The organism is Rubellimicrobium roseum, assembly GCF_006152145.1.
GTDB classification, from domain to species: Bacteria; Pseudomonadota; Alphaproteobacteria; order Rhodobacterales; family Rhodobacteraceae; genus Rubellimicrobium; species Rubellimicrobium roseum.
On the sequence record NZ_VDFV01000012.1, the window covers coordinates 47,776 to 66,864 of the forward strand.

19 protein-coding genes are annotated in these 19,089 nt (G+C 71.6%); 5 read left to right on the forward strand and 14 right to left on the reverse strand.

Translation table 11 applies throughout. From position 1 onward, the window contains the following. Positions 1 to 8: 8 nt before the first annotated feature. Positions 9 to 2,171 carry an RNA degradosome polyphosphate kinase gene (locus FHG71_RS10735; RefSeq protein ID WP_139081677.1) on the forward strand — a complete coding sequence of 721 codons (2,163 nt, stop codon included), beginning with the start codon at positions 9 to 11 and terminating at the stop codon, positions 2,169 to 2,171. Between the two features lie 60 nt (positions 2,172 to 2,231). After that, positions 2,232 to 3,794 (forward strand): Ppx/GppA family phosphatase, encoded by a 1,563-nt coding sequence (locus FHG71_RS10740; RefSeq protein WP_139081678.1) that lies wholly within the window; start codon positions 2,232 to 2,234, stop codon positions 3,792 to 3,794. 162 nt (positions 3,795 to 3,956) lie between these two features. Here FHG71_RS10740 and FHG71_RS10745 read toward each other — a convergent pair whose 3' ends face one another. Genes FHG71_RS10745 through FHG71_RS10765 form a run of 5 tightly spaced genes read right to left on the reverse strand, consistent with a single transcriptional unit; the run spans position 3,957 to position 7,183 of the window. Beyond that, positions 3,957 to 4,340, reverse strand: coding sequence for a hypothetical protein (locus FHG71_RS10745; RefSeq protein ID WP_246045418.1), 384 nt, complete (start codon positions 4,338 to 4,340; stop codon positions 3,957 to 3,959). Between the two features lie 59 nt (positions 4,341 to 4,399). Continuing rightward, positions 4,400 to 5,404 (reverse strand): endonuclease/exonuclease/phosphatase family protein, encoded by a 1,005-nt coding sequence (locus FHG71_RS10750; protein WP_139081680.1) that lies wholly within the window; start codon positions 5,402 to 5,404, stop codon positions 4,400 to 4,402. After that, positions 5,404 to 6,084, reverse strand: coding sequence for a molecular chaperone DjiA (locus FHG71_RS10755; protein ID WP_139081681.1), 681 nt, complete (start codon positions 6,082 to 6,084; stop codon positions 5,404 to 5,406). Before FHG71_RS10755 ends, FHG71_RS10750 begins: the two co-directional genes overlap by 1 nt. A 26-nt stretch (positions 6,085 to 6,110) precedes the next feature. Further along, positions 6,111 to 6,584: a GNAT family N-acetyltransferase gene (locus FHG71_RS10760; RefSeq protein ID WP_139081682.1), complete on the reverse strand. Its 474-nt coding sequence runs from the start codon at positions 6,582 to 6,584 to the stop codon at positions 6,111 to 6,113. After that, entirely contained in the window at positions 6,581 to 7,183 is a 603-nt protein-coding gene (locus FHG71_RS10765; RefSeq protein WP_139081683.1) for a VOC family protein, read from the reverse strand. The genes FHG71_RS10760 and FHG71_RS10765 overlap by 4 nt, the downstream gene beginning before the upstream one ends. A 220-nt stretch (positions 7,184 to 7,403) precedes the next feature. On the opposite strand from FHG71_RS10765, the gene FHG71_RS10770 reads away from it, so the two are divergent. Continuing rightward, the gene (locus FHG71_RS10770; protein WP_218014077.1) at positions 7,404 to 7,937 is read left to right on the forward strand and encodes a DUF4174 domain-containing protein; all 534 of its coding nucleotides are present in this window, start codon (positions 7,404 to 7,406) and stop codon (positions 7,935 to 7,937) included. 78 nt (positions 7,938 to 8,015) lie between these two features. Here the strand turns inward: FHG71_RS10770 and FHG71_RS10775 are convergent, their stop codons facing one another. From FHG71_RS10775 to FHG71_RS10790, 4 genes are all read right to left on the reverse strand, one after another. Continuing rightward, positions 8,016 to 8,231, reverse strand: a complete 216-nt coding sequence (locus FHG71_RS10775; RefSeq protein ID WP_139081684.1) for a hypothetical protein — start codon at positions 8,229 to 8,231, stop codon at positions 8,016 to 8,018. A 271-nt stretch (positions 8,232 to 8,502) separates the two neighbouring features. Beyond that, the gene (locus FHG71_RS10780) at positions 8,503 to 8,898 is read right to left on the reverse strand and encodes a hypothetical protein (RefSeq protein ID WP_139081685.1); all 396 of its coding nucleotides are present in this window, start codon (positions 8,896 to 8,898) and stop codon (positions 8,503 to 8,505) included. A gap of 10 nt (positions 8,899 to 8,908) precedes the next feature. After that, complete coding sequence (locus FHG71_RS10785; protein ID WP_139081686.1) at positions 8,909 to 9,442, reverse strand: DUF6497 family protein; 534 nt, start codon at positions 9,440 to 9,442, stop codon at positions 8,909 to 8,911. Continuing rightward, a complete protein-coding gene (locus FHG71_RS10790; RefSeq protein WP_139081687.1) occupies positions 9,423 to 10,955 on the reverse strand; it encodes an acyl-CoA carboxylase subunit beta in 1,533 nt (510 codons plus the stop codon). The genes FHG71_RS10785 and FHG71_RS10790 overlap by 20 nt, the downstream gene beginning before the upstream one ends. Before the next feature lie 129 nt (positions 10,956 to 11,084). Here FHG71_RS10790 and FHG71_RS10795 point away from each other — a divergent pair, with 129 nt between their 5' ends. Both FHG71_RS10795 and FHG71_RS10800 read left to right on the forward strand, forming a co-directional pair. Beyond that, a complete protein-coding gene (locus tag FHG71_RS10795) occupies positions 11,085 to 11,438 on the forward strand; it encodes a DMT family protein (protein ID WP_139081688.1) in 354 nt (117 codons plus the stop codon). Position 11,439: 1 nt separating this feature from the next. After that, on the forward strand, positions 11,440 to 12,645 hold the full coding sequence (locus FHG71_RS10800) for a multidrug effflux MFS transporter (RefSeq protein ID WP_139081689.1): 1,206 nt from the start codon (positions 11,440 to 11,442) through the stop codon (positions 12,643 to 12,645). Here FHG71_RS10800 and FHG71_RS10805 read toward each other — a convergent pair. The 5 genes from FHG71_RS10805 to glf form a co-directional block, all read right to left on the reverse strand. Further along, a complete protein-coding gene (locus FHG71_RS10805) occupies positions 12,642 to 13,355 on the reverse strand; it encodes a thermonuclease family protein (protein ID WP_139081690.1) in 714 nt (237 codons plus the stop codon). The genes FHG71_RS10800 and FHG71_RS10805 overlap by 4 nt on opposite strands. Positions 13,356 to 13,485: 130 nt before the next feature. Then, the gene (locus FHG71_RS10810; RefSeq protein WP_139081691.1) at positions 13,486 to 14,286 is read right to left on the reverse strand and encodes an SDR family NAD(P)-dependent oxidoreductase; all 801 of its coding nucleotides are present in this window, start codon (positions 14,284 to 14,286) and stop codon (positions 13,486 to 13,488) included. After that, positions 14,279 to 15,565, reverse strand: a complete 1,287-nt coding sequence (locus tag FHG71_RS10815) for a zinc-dependent alcohol dehydrogenase (protein ID WP_139081692.1) — start codon at positions 15,563 to 15,565, stop codon at positions 14,279 to 14,281. The genes FHG71_RS10810 and FHG71_RS10815 overlap by 8 nt, the downstream gene beginning before the upstream one ends. 12 nt (positions 15,566 to 15,577) lie before the next feature. Continuing rightward, the gene (locus FHG71_RS10820; RefSeq protein WP_246045419.1) at positions 15,578 to 16,402 is read right to left on the reverse strand and encodes an SRPBCC family protein; all 825 of its coding nucleotides are present in this window, start codon (positions 16,400 to 16,402) and stop codon (positions 15,578 to 15,580) included. A 239-nt stretch (positions 16,403 to 16,641) separates the two neighbouring features. Next, a complete protein-coding gene (gene glf / locus FHG71_RS10825; RefSeq protein WP_218014078.1) occupies positions 16,642 to 18,981 on the reverse strand; it encodes a UDP-galactopyranose mutase in 2,340 nt (779 codons plus the stop codon). Positions 18,982 to 19,089: the final 108 nt, after the last annotated feature.

A 19,089-nucleotide genomic window follows, 5' to 3' on the forward strand; every position in this document is an offset into this window, starting at 1 on the left:
GATTCCCGATGCCCGACGCCGACTTCCTCAAGGCGCCCTTCGCCGACCCCGTCGCGCCGCCGGCCGACATGGCCGGGCCCGCGCGCTTCTTCAACCGCGAGCTGAGCTGGCTCGGCTTCAACTGGCGCGTGCTGGAGGAGGCGCAGAACCCGCGCGTGCCGCTCCTCGAACGGCTGCGCTTCCTGTCGATCTCGGCCACCAACCTCGACGAGTTCTACACCGTGCGGGTCGCGGGGTTGAGGGAGCTCGCGCGGGCGGGGAACGTCACGCCCTCGCCCGACGGGCTGATCCCGGCGCGGCAGCTCCAGCTCATCGACGCGGAGGCGCGGCGGCTCATCGCGCGTCAGCAGGCGACCTGGGAGGTGCTCAAGACCAAGCTCGCGCAGGAGCGGATCACCCTGCTCACGCGCGCCGAGGTGCCCGACGAGGACCGGCCCTTCCTGGAGGAGTTCTTCCTCAACCGGGTCTTCCCGATCCTGTCGCCCCTGGCGATCGACCCTGCCCACCCCTTTCCCTTCATCCCCAACGAGGGCTTCGCGCTGGCGCTGGCGCTGGAGCGGCAGGGCGAGCGGCGCAGCCTTCGGGCGCTGCTGCCGGTGCCCTCGCAGATCGAGCGCTTCATCCCGCTGCCCACCGAGGGCGCGCACCGCTTCCTGCCGATGGAGGAGCTGCTTCTCCTGCATCTCGACCGGCTGTTCCCCGGCTACCGCCTGACCGGCTCCTGCGCGTTCCGGGTGCTGCGCGACAGCGACCTGGAGGTGGAGGACGAGGCCGAGGACCTGGTGCGCGAGTTCGAGACGGCGCTGAAGCGGCGGCGGCGCGGCGAGGTCGTGCGGCTCAAGATCACAACCGGGGCACCGCCCAGCCTGCGAGCGCTGGTGATGGACAACCTGCACGTCGAGCCCGGCGAGGTCGTGGAGATCGACCGGCTGCTGGGCATCGGCAACCTGTCCGAGCTGGTGCTGGACGAACGGCCCGACCTGCTCTGGCCTCCCTTCCAGCCGCGCGTGCCCGAACGGGTGCAGGACCACAACGGCGACATGTTCGCCGCGATCCGGCAGAAGGACATGCTTCTGCACCACCCCTACGAGAGCTTCGATTCGGTGATCCGCTTCCTCCAGCAGGCGGCGCGGGACCCGGACGTGGTGGCGATCAAGCAGACGCTCTACCGCACCTCGCGCAACTCGCCCATCGTGGACGCGCTCTGCGAGGCGGCCGAGGATGGAAAGTCCGTCACCGCGCTGGTGGAGCTGAAGGCCCGCTTCGACGAGGCCGCCAACATCCGCCAGAGCCGCCGGCTGGAGCGGGCGGGCGCGCATGTCGTCTATGGCTTCACCGCGCTCAAGACCCATGCCAAGGTCAGCATCGTCGTGCGGCGCGAGGGCGACAGGCTCGTGACCTACACCCATTTCGGGACGGGCAACTACCACCCGATCACCGCGCGCATCTACACAGACCTGTCGCTCTTCTCGACCGACGCGCGGCTGGGGCGGGACGCGACCAAGCTCTTCAACTACGTGGGCGGCTACGCCCGGCCCGAGGGGCTGGAGAACCTCGCCATTTCGCCCCTGTCGCTCAAGGGGCGGCTCCTGGAGATGATCGCGGCCGAGGCCGACCACGCGCGCGCCGGCAAGCCCGCCGCGATCTGGGCCAAGATGAACTCGCTCATCGAGGAGGACCTGATCGACGCGCTCTATGCCGCGAGCCAGGCGGGGGTGCGGATCAGCCTGATCGTGCGGGGCATCTGCGGGCTGCGCCCCGGCATCGCGGGGCTGAGCGAGAACATCCGGGTGAAGTCCATCATCGGCCGGTTCCTGGAGCATTCGCGCATCGTCTGCTTCGGCAACGGCTACGGCCTGCCCGCGCGGCGGGCGCGGGTGTTCCTGTCCTCGGCCGACTGGATGGGGCGCAACATGAGCCGCCGCGTCGAGACTCTGGTCGAGGCGATGAACCCCACCGTCAAGGCGCAGATCGTGGACCAGATCATGGCCGCGAACCTCGCGGACGTGGCGCAGAGCTGGGTCATGGCCCCGGACGGCAGCTTCGCCCGCGCGCGCCAGCCCGAGGACGGCGGCTTTTCGTGCCACCGCTTCTTCATGGAGAACCCCTCGCTCTCGGGGCGGGGCTCCAAGGGGGCGGCGGACGTGCGCCAGTTGACCCATGAGGCGTGAGCCGGCGTTGACCGGTGCGGCCTCTGCCCCACCTTGGCCCGCAGCAGGAGCCGGACGCCCATGACCAGCGCCCCCGACACCGACCTTTTCGCCGGCGCGGCGCCGCCCTCCTGGGAGGACAGCCGGCCGATGTTCGACGACAGCGCCGCCCAGACCCTGCATGTCGGGGTGGTGGACGTCGGCTCGAACTCGGTGCGCTTCGTCGTGTTCGACGGCGCGGCCCGCAGCCCCGCCTATTTCTACAACGAGAAGATCATGTGCGCCCTGGGCTCGGGCCTGTCCGACACGGGGCGGCTCAACCCCAAGGGGCGGCTGCGGGCGATGGACGCGCTGTGCCGCTTTGCCGCGCTGGCGCGCGGGATGGGGCTCCAGACCATGATGGCGGTAGCCACCGCCGCCGTGCGCGAGGCCGAGGACGGGCCCGAGTTCGTGGCCGAGGTCGAGCGCCGGACCGGGCTGCGGCTGGACGTCATCCCCGGCGACGAGGAGGCGCGGCTTTCGGCGCAGGGGGTGCTGCTGGGCTGGCCGCGCAGCTTCGGGCTGGTCTGCGACATCGGCGGCGCCTCGATGGAGCTGGCCGACATCGCCAACGGGCGGGTGGGCCGGCGCGTGACCTCGCCCCTGGGGGGCCTCAAGCTCCAGGAGGTGAAGGGCGGGCCCAAGGCGCTGACCAAGCATATCCAGGAGGTCATGGCGCGGCTCCACGACCAGATGGACCGCGAGACGGGGATGCGGCTGTTCCTGGTCGGCGGCTCCTGGCGCGCCATCGCCCGCATCGACATGGAGCGGCGCGGCTGGCCGCTGACCGTGCTGCACGAATACCGCATGACGCCCGCCGCCGTGTCGGCCACGCGCGCCTTCATCGAGGCGAACGAGGTGGGCGGCCTGGGCAAGCGGCTGGGCATCTCGGCCGACCGGATCGCGCTGGTGCCCGTGGCGGTGCAGGTGCTGGACGAACTGTGCCGGGTCTTCCGGCCCAAGGACATCGCCGTGTCGTCCTACGGCATCCGCGAAGGCATGCTCTACGAGCGGATGCCCCCCGCCCTGCGCGAGCGCGACCCGCTGCTGGAGGCCTGCCGGTTCCAGGAGCGGCGCGACGCGCGGCTGCCGGGCTTCGGGCGGGTGCTGCACACCTTCGTGCTGCCGCTGTTCCCGGATGCGGACTGGCAGCGGCGGCGCATCATCGAGGCGGCCTGCCTGCTGCACGACGTCAACTGGCGCGCGCATCCCGACTACCGGGCCGAGACCTGCGTGGACGCGGCGACCCGCGCCAACCTGGGCGGCATCAAGCACGAGGAGCGCGTCTACCTGGGGCTCGCGCTCATGTTCCGCTATTCGTCGCGGCGCGAGGGGACGCGGTTCGACGCGCTGTTCGGGCTCCTGTCGGACGAGGACGCGCGCGAGGCCGAGGTGCTGGGCCGCGCCCTGCGGCTGGGGGCGATGCTCTGGCTGGGCGCACATGACGCGCCGGGGTCCTTCCGCTGGAAGCCCGAGAAGAAGGCGCTGACGCTGACCGTCGAGGCGCGGGCGCGGCCCCTGTTCGGGGAGGTGGCCAAGGCGCGCTTCGACGCGCTGGCGCAGGCCATGGGCGCGACGGGCAAGGTCGCCTTCACCGACGACTGAACGGGCGCGTCCTTCCGCCTTCATGGGTCCTAATCCTCCGAGGCCCCCAACATCAGGGGCGCATGGAATCAGGGTGCCGCAGAGGAGTTAACGAAACCTGACACCACCGAACGGTGGGGGGCCGGTTCGCGCAACACCCCGGAAAGCGGGCCGGAGCCCGCCCTAGAGCTCGACCTGCGGAGCCTCGGGGTCGGGCACGGCGCCGGGATCGGCCTCGGGCGGCGTCCACTCGGGGGCGTCGGGGCTGCGGCGCAGGAGGATGTCGCCGTTGGGCAGGATCTCGGGCGGCTCGTAGTTGCCGATCGCATCGATCCGGCCGAAGACCTCGACGAAGGCGGGGCCCATCTCGCGCGCGAGAAGGGTGAAGGTCGGGAGGTATTCGGCGGCGATGCCCGACAGCCCCTCGATCTGCGGGGCGATCTCCTCGGTCAGGCCGCGGAGAAAGAGATCGCGGCCTTGGTCGAGAAGGCTCGGGCCTTCCTCCTGGGCGTGGAGCGGGGCCGCGAGAAGCGCCGCGGCGAGCGCGAGGGGGACAAGCGGTTTCATGTCCCGCATATAGGACGCCCGCCGCCTTGTTGAAGGGCCGGGCCCACGCCGACCGGCCGTCAGATGTCGAGGTCGAGCGTGACCGGGAAATGGTCCGAGGCGTGAAGGAGCGCGTCCCGCAGGGGTTCGTCCTTCCAGCAGGCGGGGTCGTCGAAAGGGTGCCAGATGCGCCAGCGCGCGCCCCGCGTCCGAAGGTCCGGCGAGACCATGACGTAGTCGAGCAGCGCCGAGAGCCACCGGCCGTCGGGCGGCACGCGGAACCGCGCGGTGGCGGGCGCGGCGACGAGCGGCCCCGAGAGCGCCTGCGCGGCGTGGGGATCATGGAGGCGGGGCTCGCCGTTCTCGCCCAGCACGATCTCTATCCCTGAGCGGCCGAACAGCTTCTCGAACTCGTCGAGGCCGGGACCGTCGTTGAAGTCGCCCAGAACGACCAGCGGGTCGCCCGCGGCCAGGTGGCGGTCCACCCGCGCCCGCAGCCAGACGCATTGCGCGAGCTGCTTGCGGCGGTTCTCGATGGCGATGCGGCGGGCCTGCGCTTCGGTCCGCGCGCCGTGGGGGGCCTTGGACTTGGCGTGGACGCCGATGAGGCGGAGGGACGTGCCGGCGCGGGTGCGCAGCGCCGCCTCCAGCGGCGGCTTGGACCAGGTGACGGGCTCGGGCTGGCCGTCGTCGTCGAGATCCACCCGGAAGGTGCCGTCGAAGCGGGGCGGCCCGTCGTCCTGCGGGTCGTGCCCGGCCTCCAGCGCGTCGGGGTCGTAGAGGAGCGCGATCTCCTGCTGGGAATGGCTGGGGAAGCCCAGCAGCACCTCGCGCGCCCGCAGGTCGAACCGGCGCGCGAAGCCCGCCAGCGCCAGCGCGCCGTCGCGCGAGCGGTGGCGGGCGTCGGGGGCCTCGACCACCAGCACCGCGTCGGCGTCGAGCGCGCGGAAGACCCGGCCCAGGGCCGCCGCCTGCTCGCCCCGCGTGACGCCCTCGCGCCCGCCGCGGCCGTCATCCTCAAGCAGCCGCCCCCGGTCGTCGAAGAGGTAGTCGAACCACTGGACGTTGTAGGTGGCCAGGCGCATCAGGCCGCCCTGTCCGAGATCTGCTCCCAGGCGCGGTTGACGGTGATGAGCCGCTTCTCGGCCAGCCGGATGGCCTCCTCGGGGAGACCATGGGCGATCAGGCGGTCGGGATGCGTCTCGCGCACCAGCGCCCGCCAGGCGGCGCGGACCTGGGTCAGAGGGGCGCCGTGGGGGACGCCCAGCACGTCGTAGGGGTCGCGCTCGGCGTCGGGGACGAACTCGGCGCGGATGCGCTGGAACTCGTGCTCGGGCACGTGGAAGATCTCGGCCACGCGGGCGATGAAGCGGTTCTCCTCGGGGTGGTAGTCGCCGTCGGCCACCGCGATGTGGAACAGGCCCTCCAGCAGGTCGGGAAGCTGCGCGGCCCCGTCCCCGAACATCGCGCGGATGCGGCGGGCGTAGTCCTCGAAGCCGGCCACGTCCTGCCGGGCGAGGTCGTAGACGCGGGCGACGTTCGACTCCTCGCCTTCGGGGATGATGAAGACCTCGCGGAAGGCCGCGACCTCGTTGCGGGTCACGAGCCCGTCGGCCTTGGCGATCTTGGCCCCCAGCGCCACGGTGGCGATGGCGAAGCCCACGGTCTTCTCCGGCGGGGTGCGCAGCCGCTCGAACAGCGAGGACAGGGGCTCGTTCCGCGTCAGGAGGGCCAGGAGGTCGGTGACGCGGGTCCAGATCGACATGAGGAGCAGCCTCCGGGGTTCCTGGGTCATAGCCGGCGGCCCATCAGCACGAGGTCGAGCCAGCGGCCGAACTTGTAGCCCACCTCGGGCAGGCGTCCATATTCCCGAAAGCCGCAGGCGGCGTGGAAGGCGAGGCCCCCGGCGTTCTCGGCGCTGATGGCGCCCCACATCGTGTGCTTGCCTTGGGCGCTTGCGGCGGCGCAGAGCGCGTCGATGAGGGCGCGACCGACGCCCCGGCCCCGCGCCTGCGGCGCGAGGAGGATCGTGTGCTCGACGGTGTGGGTGTAGCCGTTGCCGGCGCGGAACGGGAAGCAGCGGGCGAAGCCCAGGATCTGCCCGCCCTCGTCCCAGACGAGGAAGGGGTCGGTCCCTTCGGTCAGGGCGGCGATCTCGGCCTCGGTCCGCTCGGTGGTGTGGAAGATGTGGGTCGTCTCGCGGATCACCGGCGTCCAGATGGCATGGAGCTGGGCCGCGTCGGCGGGCGTGGCGGAACGGATCACAGTTCGACCTCGCCCTTGGGCGTGGAGAAACGGGCGCGCAACGTCGGGTGGTCGGCGGTCACGAAGGTCACGCGGGGGTCGTCGAGGCCCGACAGGAGCGCCTTGAGGCGAGGCGCGCGGGGATGGCCCACCTCCAGCGACAAAAGGCGCACGCCGCGGTCGGGCAGGCGCTCGGCGGGATGGAGGCCCGATGCCCAGCGGATCAGCGTCGGGAAGGCGCCGCCCCAGGGAAGGCTGCCGTCCGGCGGCACGGCCACGCGCCAGGACAGGTCTCCCCGGGCGAGCGCCAGCGCCTCGCCCGCCTCGGGCGGGGCGGCGGCCAGCGCGGCGTCGAGGTCGGGAACCCGGGCGATCCAGTTGCCCAGGCGGGGGGCCCCCGCCTCCTCCAGGCCGAACCAGCGGGGGACGGCGGGAGTCGTGCCGGGCTCGGGGGCGATCACCTCGAAATAGAGGCCGGGGCCGAGGGATAGGAGGCGGTTCCAGGTGCCGAAGCGGTCGTGCCGGCCGCCGGGGTCGAGAGATACGCCCAGCCGCTCCTCGGCCCAGGCCGCGCCCTCCTCCAGCGAGGCACAGGTGACGGCAAGGTGGTCGAGCTCCATCGGCGGATTCCCCAGGCAGCGGCTCCGGGACGGGAGGCGGGACCCTGGCGCGCGGCTGTTTGCCGCCCAGGGTCGCCCCCGTCCGTCGGGGCGGTTGTCGCACGGCGCGCGCGGCGGCGCGAGTCCCGGAGCACGGGAAACCGAGCGAAGCGGACCGGAATCGGAGGGCTTCAGGCGGTTCGGCCTACAGGGTGGGGCAGGTCGTGCCTATATGGTGGGCATGACCCGTGCCCTTGCCCTGCTCCTTCTCGCCCTGGTCCCCCTCTCCGTCTCCGCGCAGGAGGCGGCAGCCCCGCCGGCCGCCGGCGGCTCGACCGCCGAGGAGGCCACCGGCGGCCCGGCGGCCGAGGAGGTCCCCGCCGATCCCGTCGCCCTTTGGGAGATCGACCGGACCGCGATCCTTGACGCCGAAGGGGTGGACCTGACGGCCTTCGAATACGTGGCGCGGCCCCTGGTGATCTTCGCCGACAGCCCGCGCCAGCCGCAGGTGGAGGAGCAGCTCCGGCTGCTGGAGACCAACCCCGCGGCCCTGGCCGACCGGGACGTGGTGGTGATCCTCGACACCGACCCGGCCGCGCGCAGCCCCGCGCGGCAGGACCTGAGGCCGCGTGGCTTCGGGATCGTGCTGGTGGACAAGGACGGGCGGGTGACGCTGCGGCGGCCCTCGCCGCAGACCGTGCGGGACCTGTCGCGCGCCATCGACCGCACGCCCCTGCGGCAGGAGGAGACCCGCTATCGCGGCGGCGGGGGATGAGCCCCGCCCGGACATGACACGGCCGCCGAGGCGGGTGCCCCGGCGGCCGGATCGGTCAGGGGCCAAGGCCCCCGAAGATCAGTAGCAGTTCGGGGCGCCGGGCGCGACGTTGCACGAGATGGCGCCGGCGGCCGCGCCGATCAGCGCGCCTTCGGCCAGGTCGCCGTTGGTCAGGGCGGCGACGCCGCCGCCGATCGCGGCGCCGGTGGCGGTGCGCTCGAGGTCGGTCTCGCCGCAGGCGGTCAGGGTCGCGGCGACGCCCAGGACGGCGACGAGGCGGAGCGTGATGGACATGTGGATTCTCCAGATCTTGGTGTGGCCCCAGATGCGGCAAGGGATGCCATTCCCGACCGGGGGGTGCAAGGCAGGGATTCCCCGACCCCGCAGCCTGCCGTGACTCCAGCCGGCCCCCACGCGGCGTTCCCGCGTCGGGATTCCCGTTGCGGGACCGAGCCGTGACGGCCGGAACGGCCCGGTCAGGTCGCTGGGTCGCCTAGCGCGCGTCCCGCCGGCGGCACGGGGCCCGCGCCCGATTTCCGCCCCGACCGTGGCGCAAGGGCCACGCTCAATCCTCGCCCTCGTCCCAGTCGTCGTCGTCGGCGGGTTCGGGCGCGTCGGGCTCGAAGACCTGCGGGAAGGAGGCGCGGGCTTTCCTCACGTCGATGCGCAGGAGCGCGTCGTAGCTTTGGGGATCGAAGGGCTCCTCGGCCGGGACGACCTCGCGGCCGAAGAGCCAGGACAGGCGGCCGGCGTCGAGGTTGCCGCGCACGAAGGGCTCCTCGCCGAAATGCTCCCAGAGCGCGGCCATGAAGCCTTCGTCGGCGCGGCGGTCGGCGGCCTTGCGGTCGCGGAACCTTTCGCGCGCGATGAGGGGCGTCGCGCCCTTCTTGTTGGCGTGGCGGATCGTGAACTGGAAGTCCGAGCTGGGCAGCCGCCCGGGGAAGCCGCGGTGCTTTTCCATGGGGTCCTCCTCAGAAGGCCTGGGCGATGCAGGCGCCGCCGTCGATGCGGAACCCTTCGAAGAACTGCACGGCCTGCGGATCGGTTGCGCCGAAGGCCACCTCGCGGTCCGACAGGGCGATGACGACCTCGGTCGGGCTCCAGCCGTTGGCGTCGAGCGCGGGGAGCGCGAGGCTCTCGCAGAGCCAGGCGAAGTCGGGGGCCACGTCCTCGTAGGCCGCGCCCGCGCCGCCCAGGCCGTCCACGACCAGGCGGAACCGGGCCAGCCCGCCCTGGGCCGGGCCACCCGCCGCGGGCGCCGCGACCTGCGCGGGGGGGCGGTTCAGCGGCTCGTCCTCGGCCAAAGCCTCCTCGGGCAGCGCCTCGGGGTCGGTGCCGGCGTCGGGGACCATGACGGGCTCGGCCGTCTCCAGCACCACGTCGTAGAGCCGGGCGCTGTGGCCGGAGGGAAGCTGCACCTCCTGCGCGGCCACGGGCCCGGCGATGCCCAGCACGGCGGCGAGCCATCCCGCGCGGGCGGGCCAGTCAGAGCGGGATGTTGTCATGTTTCTTCCAGGGGTTCTCGAGCTTCTTGTGGCGCAGCATGGCGAAGGCGCGGGCCACGCGCCTGCGGGTGTTGCGGGGACGGATGACCTCGTCGATGAAGCCGCGCTCGGCGGCGACGAAGGGGTTGGCGAAGCGGGCCTCGTAGTCGGCCGTGCGCTGCGCGATGCGCTCCGGGTCGCCCCGCTCGGCGCGGTGGAGGATCTCGACGGCCCCCTTGGCGCCCATGACGGCGATCTCGGCGGTGGGCCAGGCATAGTTCAGGTCGCCGCGCAGGTGCTTGGAGGCCATCACGTCATAGGCGCCGCCATAGGCCTTGCGGGTGATGACGGTGACCTTGGGCACGGTCGCCTCGGCGTAGGCGAAGAGGAGCTTCGCGCCGTGCTTGATGATGCCGCCGTATTCCTGCGCCGTGCCGGGCAGGAAGCCGGGCACGTCCACGAAGGTGAGGAGGGGGATCTCGAAGGCGTCGCAGAAGCGGACGAAGCGCGCAGCCTTGCGGCTCGCGTCGATGTCGAGGCAGCCCGCGAGGTGCGTGGGCTGGTTGGCGACGACGCCGATGGTGGAGCCTTCCAGCCGGATGAAGCCTGTCAGGATGTTCTTCGCGAACTCGGCCTGGATCTCGTACAGGTCGCCCTCGTCCGCGACCTTCAGGATCAGCTCGCGCATGTCGTAGGGGGTGCCCGCGTTCTCGGGGATCAGGGTGTCGAGGCTGGGCTCCTCGCGCGCCGGGTCGTCGAAGAAGGGGCGGCGGGGGACGCCCGAGCGGTTGGAGAGCGGCAGGAAGTCGAGCAGGCGCCGCGCCTCGGCGATGCACTCCACGTCGTTGTCGAAGGCGGCGTCGGCGACCGAGGACCGGCGCGTGTGCGTGAGCGCGCCGCCCAGCTCCTCGGCGGTGACGACCTCGTTCGTCACGGTGCGGACCACCTCGGGGCCGGTGACGAACATGTAGGACGTGTCCTTCACCATCAGGATGAAGTCGGTCATGGCCGGGGAATAGACCGCGCCGCCCGCGCAGGGGCCCATCACGAGGCTGATCTGCGGGACCACGCCCGAGGCGAGCACGTTGCGCTGGAAGACCTCGGCATAGCCCGCGAGCGAGGCCACCCCTTCCTGGATGCGCGCGCCGCCCGAGTCGTTGATGCCCACGACCGGCGCGCCGTTGCGCATGGCCATGTCCATGATCTTGCAGATCTTCTGGGCGTGCGTTTCCGACAGGGAGCCGCCGAAGACGGTGAAGTCCTGCGAGAAGACGTAGGTCAGGCGGCCGTTGACCGTGCCCCAGCCCGTCACCACGCCGTCGCCGGCGGGGCGGTCGCGCTCCATCCCGAACTCGGTGGCGCGGTGGGTCACGAACATGTCCCATTCCTCAAAGGACCCTTCGTCGAGGAGAAGCTCGATCCGCTCGCGCGCGGTGAGCTTGCCGCGGGCGTGCTGGGCGTCGATGCGCGCCTGCCCGCCCCCCAGCCGCGCCGCCGCGCGCCGGGATTCGAGCTCGTTCAGGATGTCGTTCACGCCGTCCCCCTCGCCTCGTCGCCGCATCGTGGCACGAAACCGCAGAACGGCAGGCTTGCCAATCCCCCGGGGCCGGGTTGCGCCCCGCGCGGGGCTGCGGCAGGACGGGCGTCTCAGCCGGAGTTCCCCATGCCCACCCTGCCCGTCCCGGTCCTCACCGTCGGCCTTCTGCTCCTGTCCAACGTCTTCATGACCTTCGCCTGGTACGGCCACCTGCGCTTCAAGACGGCCTCGCTGGTCATGGTGGTCCTGGTCTCGTGGGGGATCGCCTTCTTCGAATACGTGCTCCAGGTGCCCGCCAACCGGATCGGGCACGGCCATTTCTCGGCGGCCGAGCTGAAGACCATCCAGGAGGTGCTGACGCTCTCGGTCTTCGCGGTCTTCTCGGTGCTCTACCTCAAGGAGCCCCTGGGCTGGAACCATCTGCTGGGCTTCGGCTTCATCGGACTGGGGGCCTTCTTCATCTTCCACAAATGGGGCTGACATGACCGCCGTTCCCGCGGTGCGGTTCCTCGACCGCACGACGCCGCCGCACATGGCGACCCTGATCCTGATGGCGGGGGTGCCCGCGCTCAGCCAGTCGGTGTTCCTGCCCTCGCTCGCCCACATGGCGCAGCATTTCGGGACCTCCTACGGGGTCATGCAGCTCGCGGTGTCGGGCTATCTCGCCGCGACGGCGGTGCTGCAGATCCTGCTGGGGTCGGTGGCCGATTCCTTCGGGCGGCGGCCCGTGATGCTGGCCGCGCTCGCCATCTTCGTGCTGGCCTCGCTGGGCGCGATGCTGGCGCCCTCGGTCGGGGTCTTCCTCGCGTGCCGGATGCTCCAGGGCGTGTCGGTGGCGGGGATCGTCCTGAGCCGCGCGGTGGTGCGCGACACGGTGGGCACGGCCGAGGCGGCGTCGCGCATCGGCTACGTCACCATGGGCATGGCGCTGGTGCCGATGGTGGGGCCCGTCCTGGGGGGCCTTCTGGACGAGGTCTGGGGCTGGCAGGCCAGCTTCGTGCTGCTCGCCGCCGCGGGGGCGCTGGTGCTGGCGCTGGTGGCGCTGGACCAGGGCGAGACGGCGCGGGCGCGGGGCGAAGGCCTGCGGGGGCAGCTCCGGCACTATCCGGCGCTGCTGGGCTCGCGGCGGTTCTGGGGCTACTCGCTCTGTGCGGCCTTCGCCTCGGGGGCCTTCTTCGCGCTCCTGGGCGGGGCGGCCTTCGTGTCGGGCGAGATCTTCGGGCTGTCGCCGCTCTGGACCGGGGTGGCGCTGGGGGCACCCTCCATCGGCTACGTCCTGGGCAACTACCTCGCGGGGCGGCACTCGATGCGCGTGGGGCTCGACCGCATGGCGCTCCTGGGTTGCATGGTGGCAGTGCTGGGGCTCGGGGCGTCGCTCATACTCACGCTGGCCGGGCTGGGCGGGCCCTGGGTCTTCTTCGGCTTCTGCATGGCGCTGGGCTTGGGCAACGGCATGACGCTGCCCAACGCCATGGCGGGCTCGATCTCGGTGCGGCCGGACCTCGCGGCGACGGCCTCCGGGCTGTCGGGCGCGATCATGACGGCGGGCGGCGCGGTCCTCGCGGTGCTGGGCGCGGCGGTCCTGAGCCGGGGGACCGGGCCCTGGCCGCTCCAGGCCCTGATGGCGGGCTCGGTGGCGCTGGCGGGGGTGTCGCTGCTCCTCGTGCGGGGGACGGCGCGGCCCTAGCGCGCGGCGCGGCGCCAGCCGGCGGCCAGCGCCTCGTCCTCCGAGCAGAACCAGCGCTCGCCCTCGGTCTCGTCGATCTCGGTGCGGTCGTAGCTCGTCCCGCCGGGCATGTGGTAGATGCGGCCCGAGCCCGAGATGTTGCCCTTGATCTCGCAGCCCGTCCGGGCGCTGAGGACCTCGATGTCGGTGATCCGGGAATCGGGGTCGCGGCGGTAGTCGGCGGGGCGCTGGAACTCCCCGCGCCAGAGCCCCATCTGCCCGGCGCGGGCCAGGTCCTCCTGCGGCACGTAGTCGAGAGAGTAGTCGCGGTAGGCCACGGCCATCCCCTCGGCCACCAGCACCGCGCCGAGGTCCACCCCCTCGACGACGCAGCGGGCGACGGAGCGGCCGTAGCGGTCGGTGTCCCGCACCTCGCAGACGGCGGCCTGCCCGTCCCAGCGCGCCTGTGCCTCGGTCGTCGCCCAGGCGCCGCAGTCCCAGGGGACGCCCGACTCGTCCAGGCAGATCTGGTCGCGCTCGGGCGCGTCGACGCCGTGCAGCCGCACCCGCGCGTCGCCCAGGTCCAGCGTGTCCGCGTCGATCATCCGCACGGTGCCGCGCAGGGCGCCGTCTCCGGCGCTCGCCACGCCGTCGAGATCGCCCGAGCGGAGTTCGAGGATCGCGACTCCGATGAGAAGGGCGCCGAGGGCGAGGAACGCGAAGCGGGTCATGATGCCGCAGGAATGCCGCGAACTGGCCCCTAATTCAATCGAGCCATTAAAAATTAGTTAAAATATCTGGAACATATCGACAACGACGGCCGATCCTGCCCCCAATGGGGCGGAACCGGCCGCCAAGGGGTCAGCGCGCGCGGTCGTCGTCCCGCTCGGTCTCGGAAACCCAGCGGTTCATGCGCGCGAGCAGCGGCTCGGGCAGGAGCCCGGCGAATCCCACCACGAGCTTGTTCAGAAGCCCCGGCGTCATCCCGGCCTTGCCGGCCTTCATCGCCTCGTAGCCCGCGCGCGCCGTGTGCTCCGGCGTGTCCTTGATCGGGACCGGGGCCGAGCCCATGGCCGAATCGGCCATGTCGCCCCGCTCGAAGATGGGCGTATCGACGGGGCCGGGCATCAGGCAGGTGACGGTGACGCCGTGCTCCTTCATCTCGTCGTTGAGCGCGAAGCTCAGCATGTCGAGATAGGCCTTGGAGGCGTTGTAGACGGCCTGATAGCTGCCCGGGACGAAGCCCGCGATGGAGCCCGTGACCAGCACGCGGCCACGCCCCTGCGCCCGCATCCGTGGCAGGGCGCGGTGCAGCAGCAGCGTGGTGCCCAGGACGTTGAGCCTCAGGAGGCGCCGGATGTCGGGCCAGTCCTGATCGGCGAAGGCGTGGCCGAGCGTGAGCCCGGCGTTCGCCATGAGGTAGTCGATCTCGCGCGCCCCGACCTGATGCCAGAGGGCGAGGACGCCCTCCTCGGTCGACAGGTCCGCCCGCAGCGCCTCGACCTGCCCGCCGTGCCGGCGCAGGTCATGCGCGGCCGCGTCGATCTCCGCCTCGTCGGCGCAGATCAGGAGGTCGCAGCCGTCCTCGGCCGCGCATCGGGCAAGCTCGCGCCCGATGCCGGTCGAGGCTCCGGTGACGACGGCGAAGGGCCGGTCAGGCATCGGTCAGGACGTCCCGGCTCGGGGCCGTCGCCGGCTTGGAGCCCGGCGTGCTCGGGCCCGTCCAGTGGGCCATGTTGGCGCGGCCCGCCTCCTCGCGGCCCTTGGCCCAGGCGGGCTTGAGCACGACCTTGGTGAACTCGTTCTGCCGGAAGGCGAAGTTCTTGTAGCCCTGCGGCGCATCCTCGAGCGAGGTGATGTGGGAGATCAGGAAGGTGGTGTCGATCTCGCCTTCCTCGATCCGGCGGAGCAGCTCCTGGTGGTAGCGCTGGACATGGGTCTGCCCGGTGCGCAGGGTCAGGCCCTTCTCCATCAGGGCGCCGGTGGGGAACTTGTCGGCCATGCCGCCATAGACGCCGGGCACCGACACGCGCCCGCCCTTGCGGACCGCGAGGATCGCCTGGCGCAGCGCGCCGATGCGGTCGGCGCCGATGCCCACCTTCTGCTTGAGCGTGTCCACCGGGTTGAAGTTCTCGAAGCCGTGGCTTTCCATGCCCACGGCGTCGATCACGGCGTCGGGCCCCTGCCCGCCCGTCATCTCCATCAGCGCCTCGAGGACGACGGTCTGGTGGTAGTCGATGACCTTGCAGCCCAGGGACCGCGCCAGCTCCAGCCGGTGCGGGTAGTGGTCGATGACGATGACCTGCTCGGCCCCCATCACGCGGGCCGACTGCGCCGCGAACAGGCCCACCGGACCCGCGCCCCAGACGACGATGGTGTCGCCGGGCTCGACGGTGGCCTGGTCGGCGGCCATCCAGCCCGTGGACAGGATGTCGGTCAGGAACAGGACCTTCTCGTCTTCCAGATGGTCGGGGACGACCAGCGGCCCCACGTCCGAGAAGGGCACGCGCACGTATTCCGCCTGCCCGCCGGGATAGCCGCCGGTCATGTGCGAATAGCCGAAGAGCCCGGACATGGGATGGCCGTAGAGCGACTCGCTCACGTCCTGCTTCTCGACCGGATTGGAGTTGTCGCAATGCGAGAACTCCTGGTTGCGGCAATGGAAGCAGGCGCCGCAGGAGATGGTGAAGGGCACGGTCACCCGCTGCCCGACCTTGAGCGTCGAGGCGGAGCCGACCTCGACCACGCGGCCCATGAACTCGTGGCCCAGGATGTCGCCCTTGAGGACGCCGGGGATCACGCCGTCATACAGGTGCAGGTCCGACCCGCAGATCGCCGTCGAGGTGACCTCGATGATGGCGTCGCGGGGGTTGACGATCTGCGGGTCGGGGTGGGTGTCCACGCGGACGTCGTGCTTGCCGTGATAGGTCAGTGCGCGCATCAGGGGGTCTCCTCAGACGGCGGGGGAGGACTGGAGCTCGGTCTGGACGGCCTTCTGGAACTTGCCGCCCTTGCCGCTCTGGTTCTTGTTGGTGGCGATCTCGCCCGTCTCCAGCAGCATCTTGAGCCGCTTGAGGTCGCGCCGGGCCTGGACGGAGGGTTCGGCCGAGAAGAGCTTGGCCACCGCCTGCCCGACCATGCCCATGGGCGGCTTGTAGGCGATCACCGTCTCGACGATGGTCCCGCGCCCGCCGGGGGCGTCGCGGAACATGACCTTGCCTTCGGTCTCGATGCCGCTGCCCTCGGTCGAGCGCCAGGCGATCTGCTCGCCGGGGCGGTCGTTGACGACGCGGGACCGGACCTTGACGCTGGTGCCCATCGGCGCGCGGATCGTCCAGGTGGAGATGCCGGGCTCAGGCTCGCCCGCGTCGACGATGTTCTCCATGAACCTGGGCAGGTTGGAGAAGTCGCGCCAGAAGGCGTAGATCTCGTCCTTGGGGCGGTCGATGGTGACGCTGCGCCCGGTGACGGCGAAGCCGCCGAAGCGCGCCTGCTTGGCCGTGCGGCCGGGGGCGTCGTCGGTCAGGCGCGGCTCCTGCGCGTGGCGCGCGGACTGCGAAGCCGAGGGTCCGAGATAGGCATAGGCAGCCAAGCCCGCCAGCGCGCCCAGGCCCAGCGTCATGGCGGCGGCGACCACCTTCTTCTCGGTGAGGCCGCCCGAGTCGCGGCGGGCGGCGGGATAGGGCTCGCGGTCGCGGTAGGGAAGGTTCTGGTGGTGCCCTTCCGGGGGCCAGGTCGGCCGCGGCTGGTGAAGCCAGGAGTCGTCGTCGTGGGACATGCGGGAGCTCCTCTGGTCGCGGGCGCACGCCGGCCGGGGGCCCGTCGCCGGGGGGCGCAGGCCGGGACGCGGCGGCTTGTGGATCGGGGCCCCAACGCGGGACGGGGCGGATCGGGTTCCGAGGAAAGCGCGCCACGGCGGCGCGGGCGGCCGATCCGCGCCGGTCCCGAGGCGAAGCGGCCGGGCCCTGGGACCCGGCCGCTCCGTTCATCCGCCCGCGAGGGATCGGGCGGAGGACGTCACTCGGCGGCCGTGGAGGCGGCGCCCGCCTGCGCCGCCATGCGCTCGGCCAGCCGACGGTAGGTGGCCAGCGCCTGCCCCACCACCTGGTCCATGTTGTAGTAGCGGTAGGTCCCGAGGCGGCCCAGGAAGATCACGTCGTCGCGCTGGAGCGCCAAGGCCTCGTACTTCTTGAACAGGACCTGGTTCTCGGGGCGCGGGATCGGGTAGTACGGGTCGCCGACCGCGGACGGATACTCGTAGGTGATCGAGGTCTGCTGGTGCACCTGCCCGGTGAGGTACTTGTATTCGGTGATCCGGGTATGGGGCACCTCCTCGGCGGGGTAGTTCACCACCGCGACCTCCTGGAACCGCCGCTGGTCCAGCGTCTCGTGCCGGAACTGGAGGCTGCGGTAGGGCAAGGGCCCGTAGCGGTGGCCGAAGAAGGCGTCGATAGGCCCGGTATAGACCGTGAGCGGCGCGAGGTCGCCCGTCTTGAGGTCGTGGAAGTCGGTGCCCAGCGCGAGGTCGATGTTGGGATGGTCGAGGATGCGCTCGAACATCCGGGTGAAGCCGTCGCGCGGCATCGCCTGGAACGTGTCGGTGAAGTAGCGATCATCGAGCGAGGTGCGCGTGGGCACGCGGGACGTCACCGACTTGTCCAGCTCGGACGGGTCGAGCCCCCACTGCTTGCGCGTGTAGCCCTGGAAGAAGGTCTCGTAGAGGTGCCGCCCCACGGCGTTCACCACCACGTCGCGGCTGGTCCTGATGTCCTCCACCGGCTCGGCCTGCGCCGCGAGGAACGCAGCCGCGTCCTCGTCCGTCTGGAGGTTCAGGCTGTAGAGCCCGTTCAGCGTCGTGCGGTTGATCGGCATGGGCAGGAGCTTGTCGCCCACCTTGGCGAGCACGCGGTGCTCGTAGGGGCGCCACGCGGTGAAGCGGGACAGGTAGTCCACCACCTGCTCGCTGTTCGTGTGGAAGATGTGGGGGCCGTACTGGTGGATCAGCACGCCCGCCTTGTCGTGCAGGTCGTAGGCGTTGCCCGCGACATGAGGGCGCTTGTCGACCACGAGGACGCGCTTGCCGGAGCCTTCGGCCAGCCGCTCGGCCATGATGGCGCCGGCGAAGCCCGCGCCCGCGATGACCACGTCATAGGGCCGCGACCCGCCGCGCCGGATGCCGGGCGCCGCGAAGCGGTCGGGCGCGCGGCGCGACCGGCGGTGCGCCACGGCCTCCTGCACCAGCCGGTCCATGCGCTTGAAGGTCGTGTCCCAGCTCAGGTCGGCCAGCATCTTGTCCACCTCGGGCCGCCAGGCCTCGGGCGCGTGGGACAGCGTCAACGCCTCGTCGCAGGCCCGGAGGAACGCCTCGGGCGTGTCGGCGATCCTCACCCCGTCGAGGTCGCCGTAGTGGCGCAGCACGTCGCGGATCGGGGTCGAGACCACGGGCCGCCCGGCCGCCAGGTATTCCGGCGTCTTGGTGGGCGAGATGAAGCGCGTGGCCTCGTTGATGGCGAAGGGCATCAGCGCCACGTCCCAGCCGGACAGGTAGGCGGGCAGCTCGGCGTAGCCCTTGCCGCCGAGGTAATGGATGTTCGGGCGGCGCGGCAGGTCGTCCTCGGAGATCTTCACGACCGGGCCGACCATGACGACGTGCCAGTCGGGGCGCTGGGCCGCGACATGGTCGATGAGCGACAGGTCGATCCTCTCGTCGATCACGCCGTAGAAGCCCAGCCGCGGGCCGGGGATGGCGGCCATGTCGGCGGGCGCGCGCTGCCCCCGCCGGGCCTGCGCGAAGTGCTTCGCATCCACCGAGGAGGGGAACGGGTGGATGTTGTCATGCTGGAGGCGCTTGGCCTCGTAGATGCTCCAGCCGCCGGTGAAGACCACGTCGGCGGCCTTGAGGAGAGCGGCCTCACGCTCGCGCAGCTCGGGCGGCGCGAACTTGAAGTGCGACAGCTCGTCCATGCAGTCGTAGACGACCGCCTCCGCCTCGACATGGGCGCCCACGGGCCACATCATCGGCGTGTAGAACCACAGCACCGGCTTCATGCCGCCCTGCAGCTCGAGAAGGTCGTCCAGCATCTTCGCCTGCGCCTGCTCGGAGCGCTCGGCCGACCACCCTTGGGGGATGCGGGGCCGGATCGCGCGCACGCGGTCGTCGGGGAAGTCGTGGACCTCGTAGAAAGGCAGATGGTGCTCGCAGGGGATGGGCTCCTCCCACACGATGACGCGGCGCCCCTTGGCGAAGCGCTTCATCAGGTGCTGGGGCCGCTGGAGCACGAAGTCCCAGCGGAGATGCGAAAAGCAGATCAGGAGGCCGGAGGAGTCGTTCAGGGGGAAAGGGGTCGCGTCCGGCATCGTGTCTCCTGTCTCGAATGTCCCGGTCAGAGGTCTCGCTCTCATTCGCCGCTTCGGCGTTCTTCCTGAGGTCGAGGGCCACGCGCCCGTCGCCTTGGCGCTGGCTTC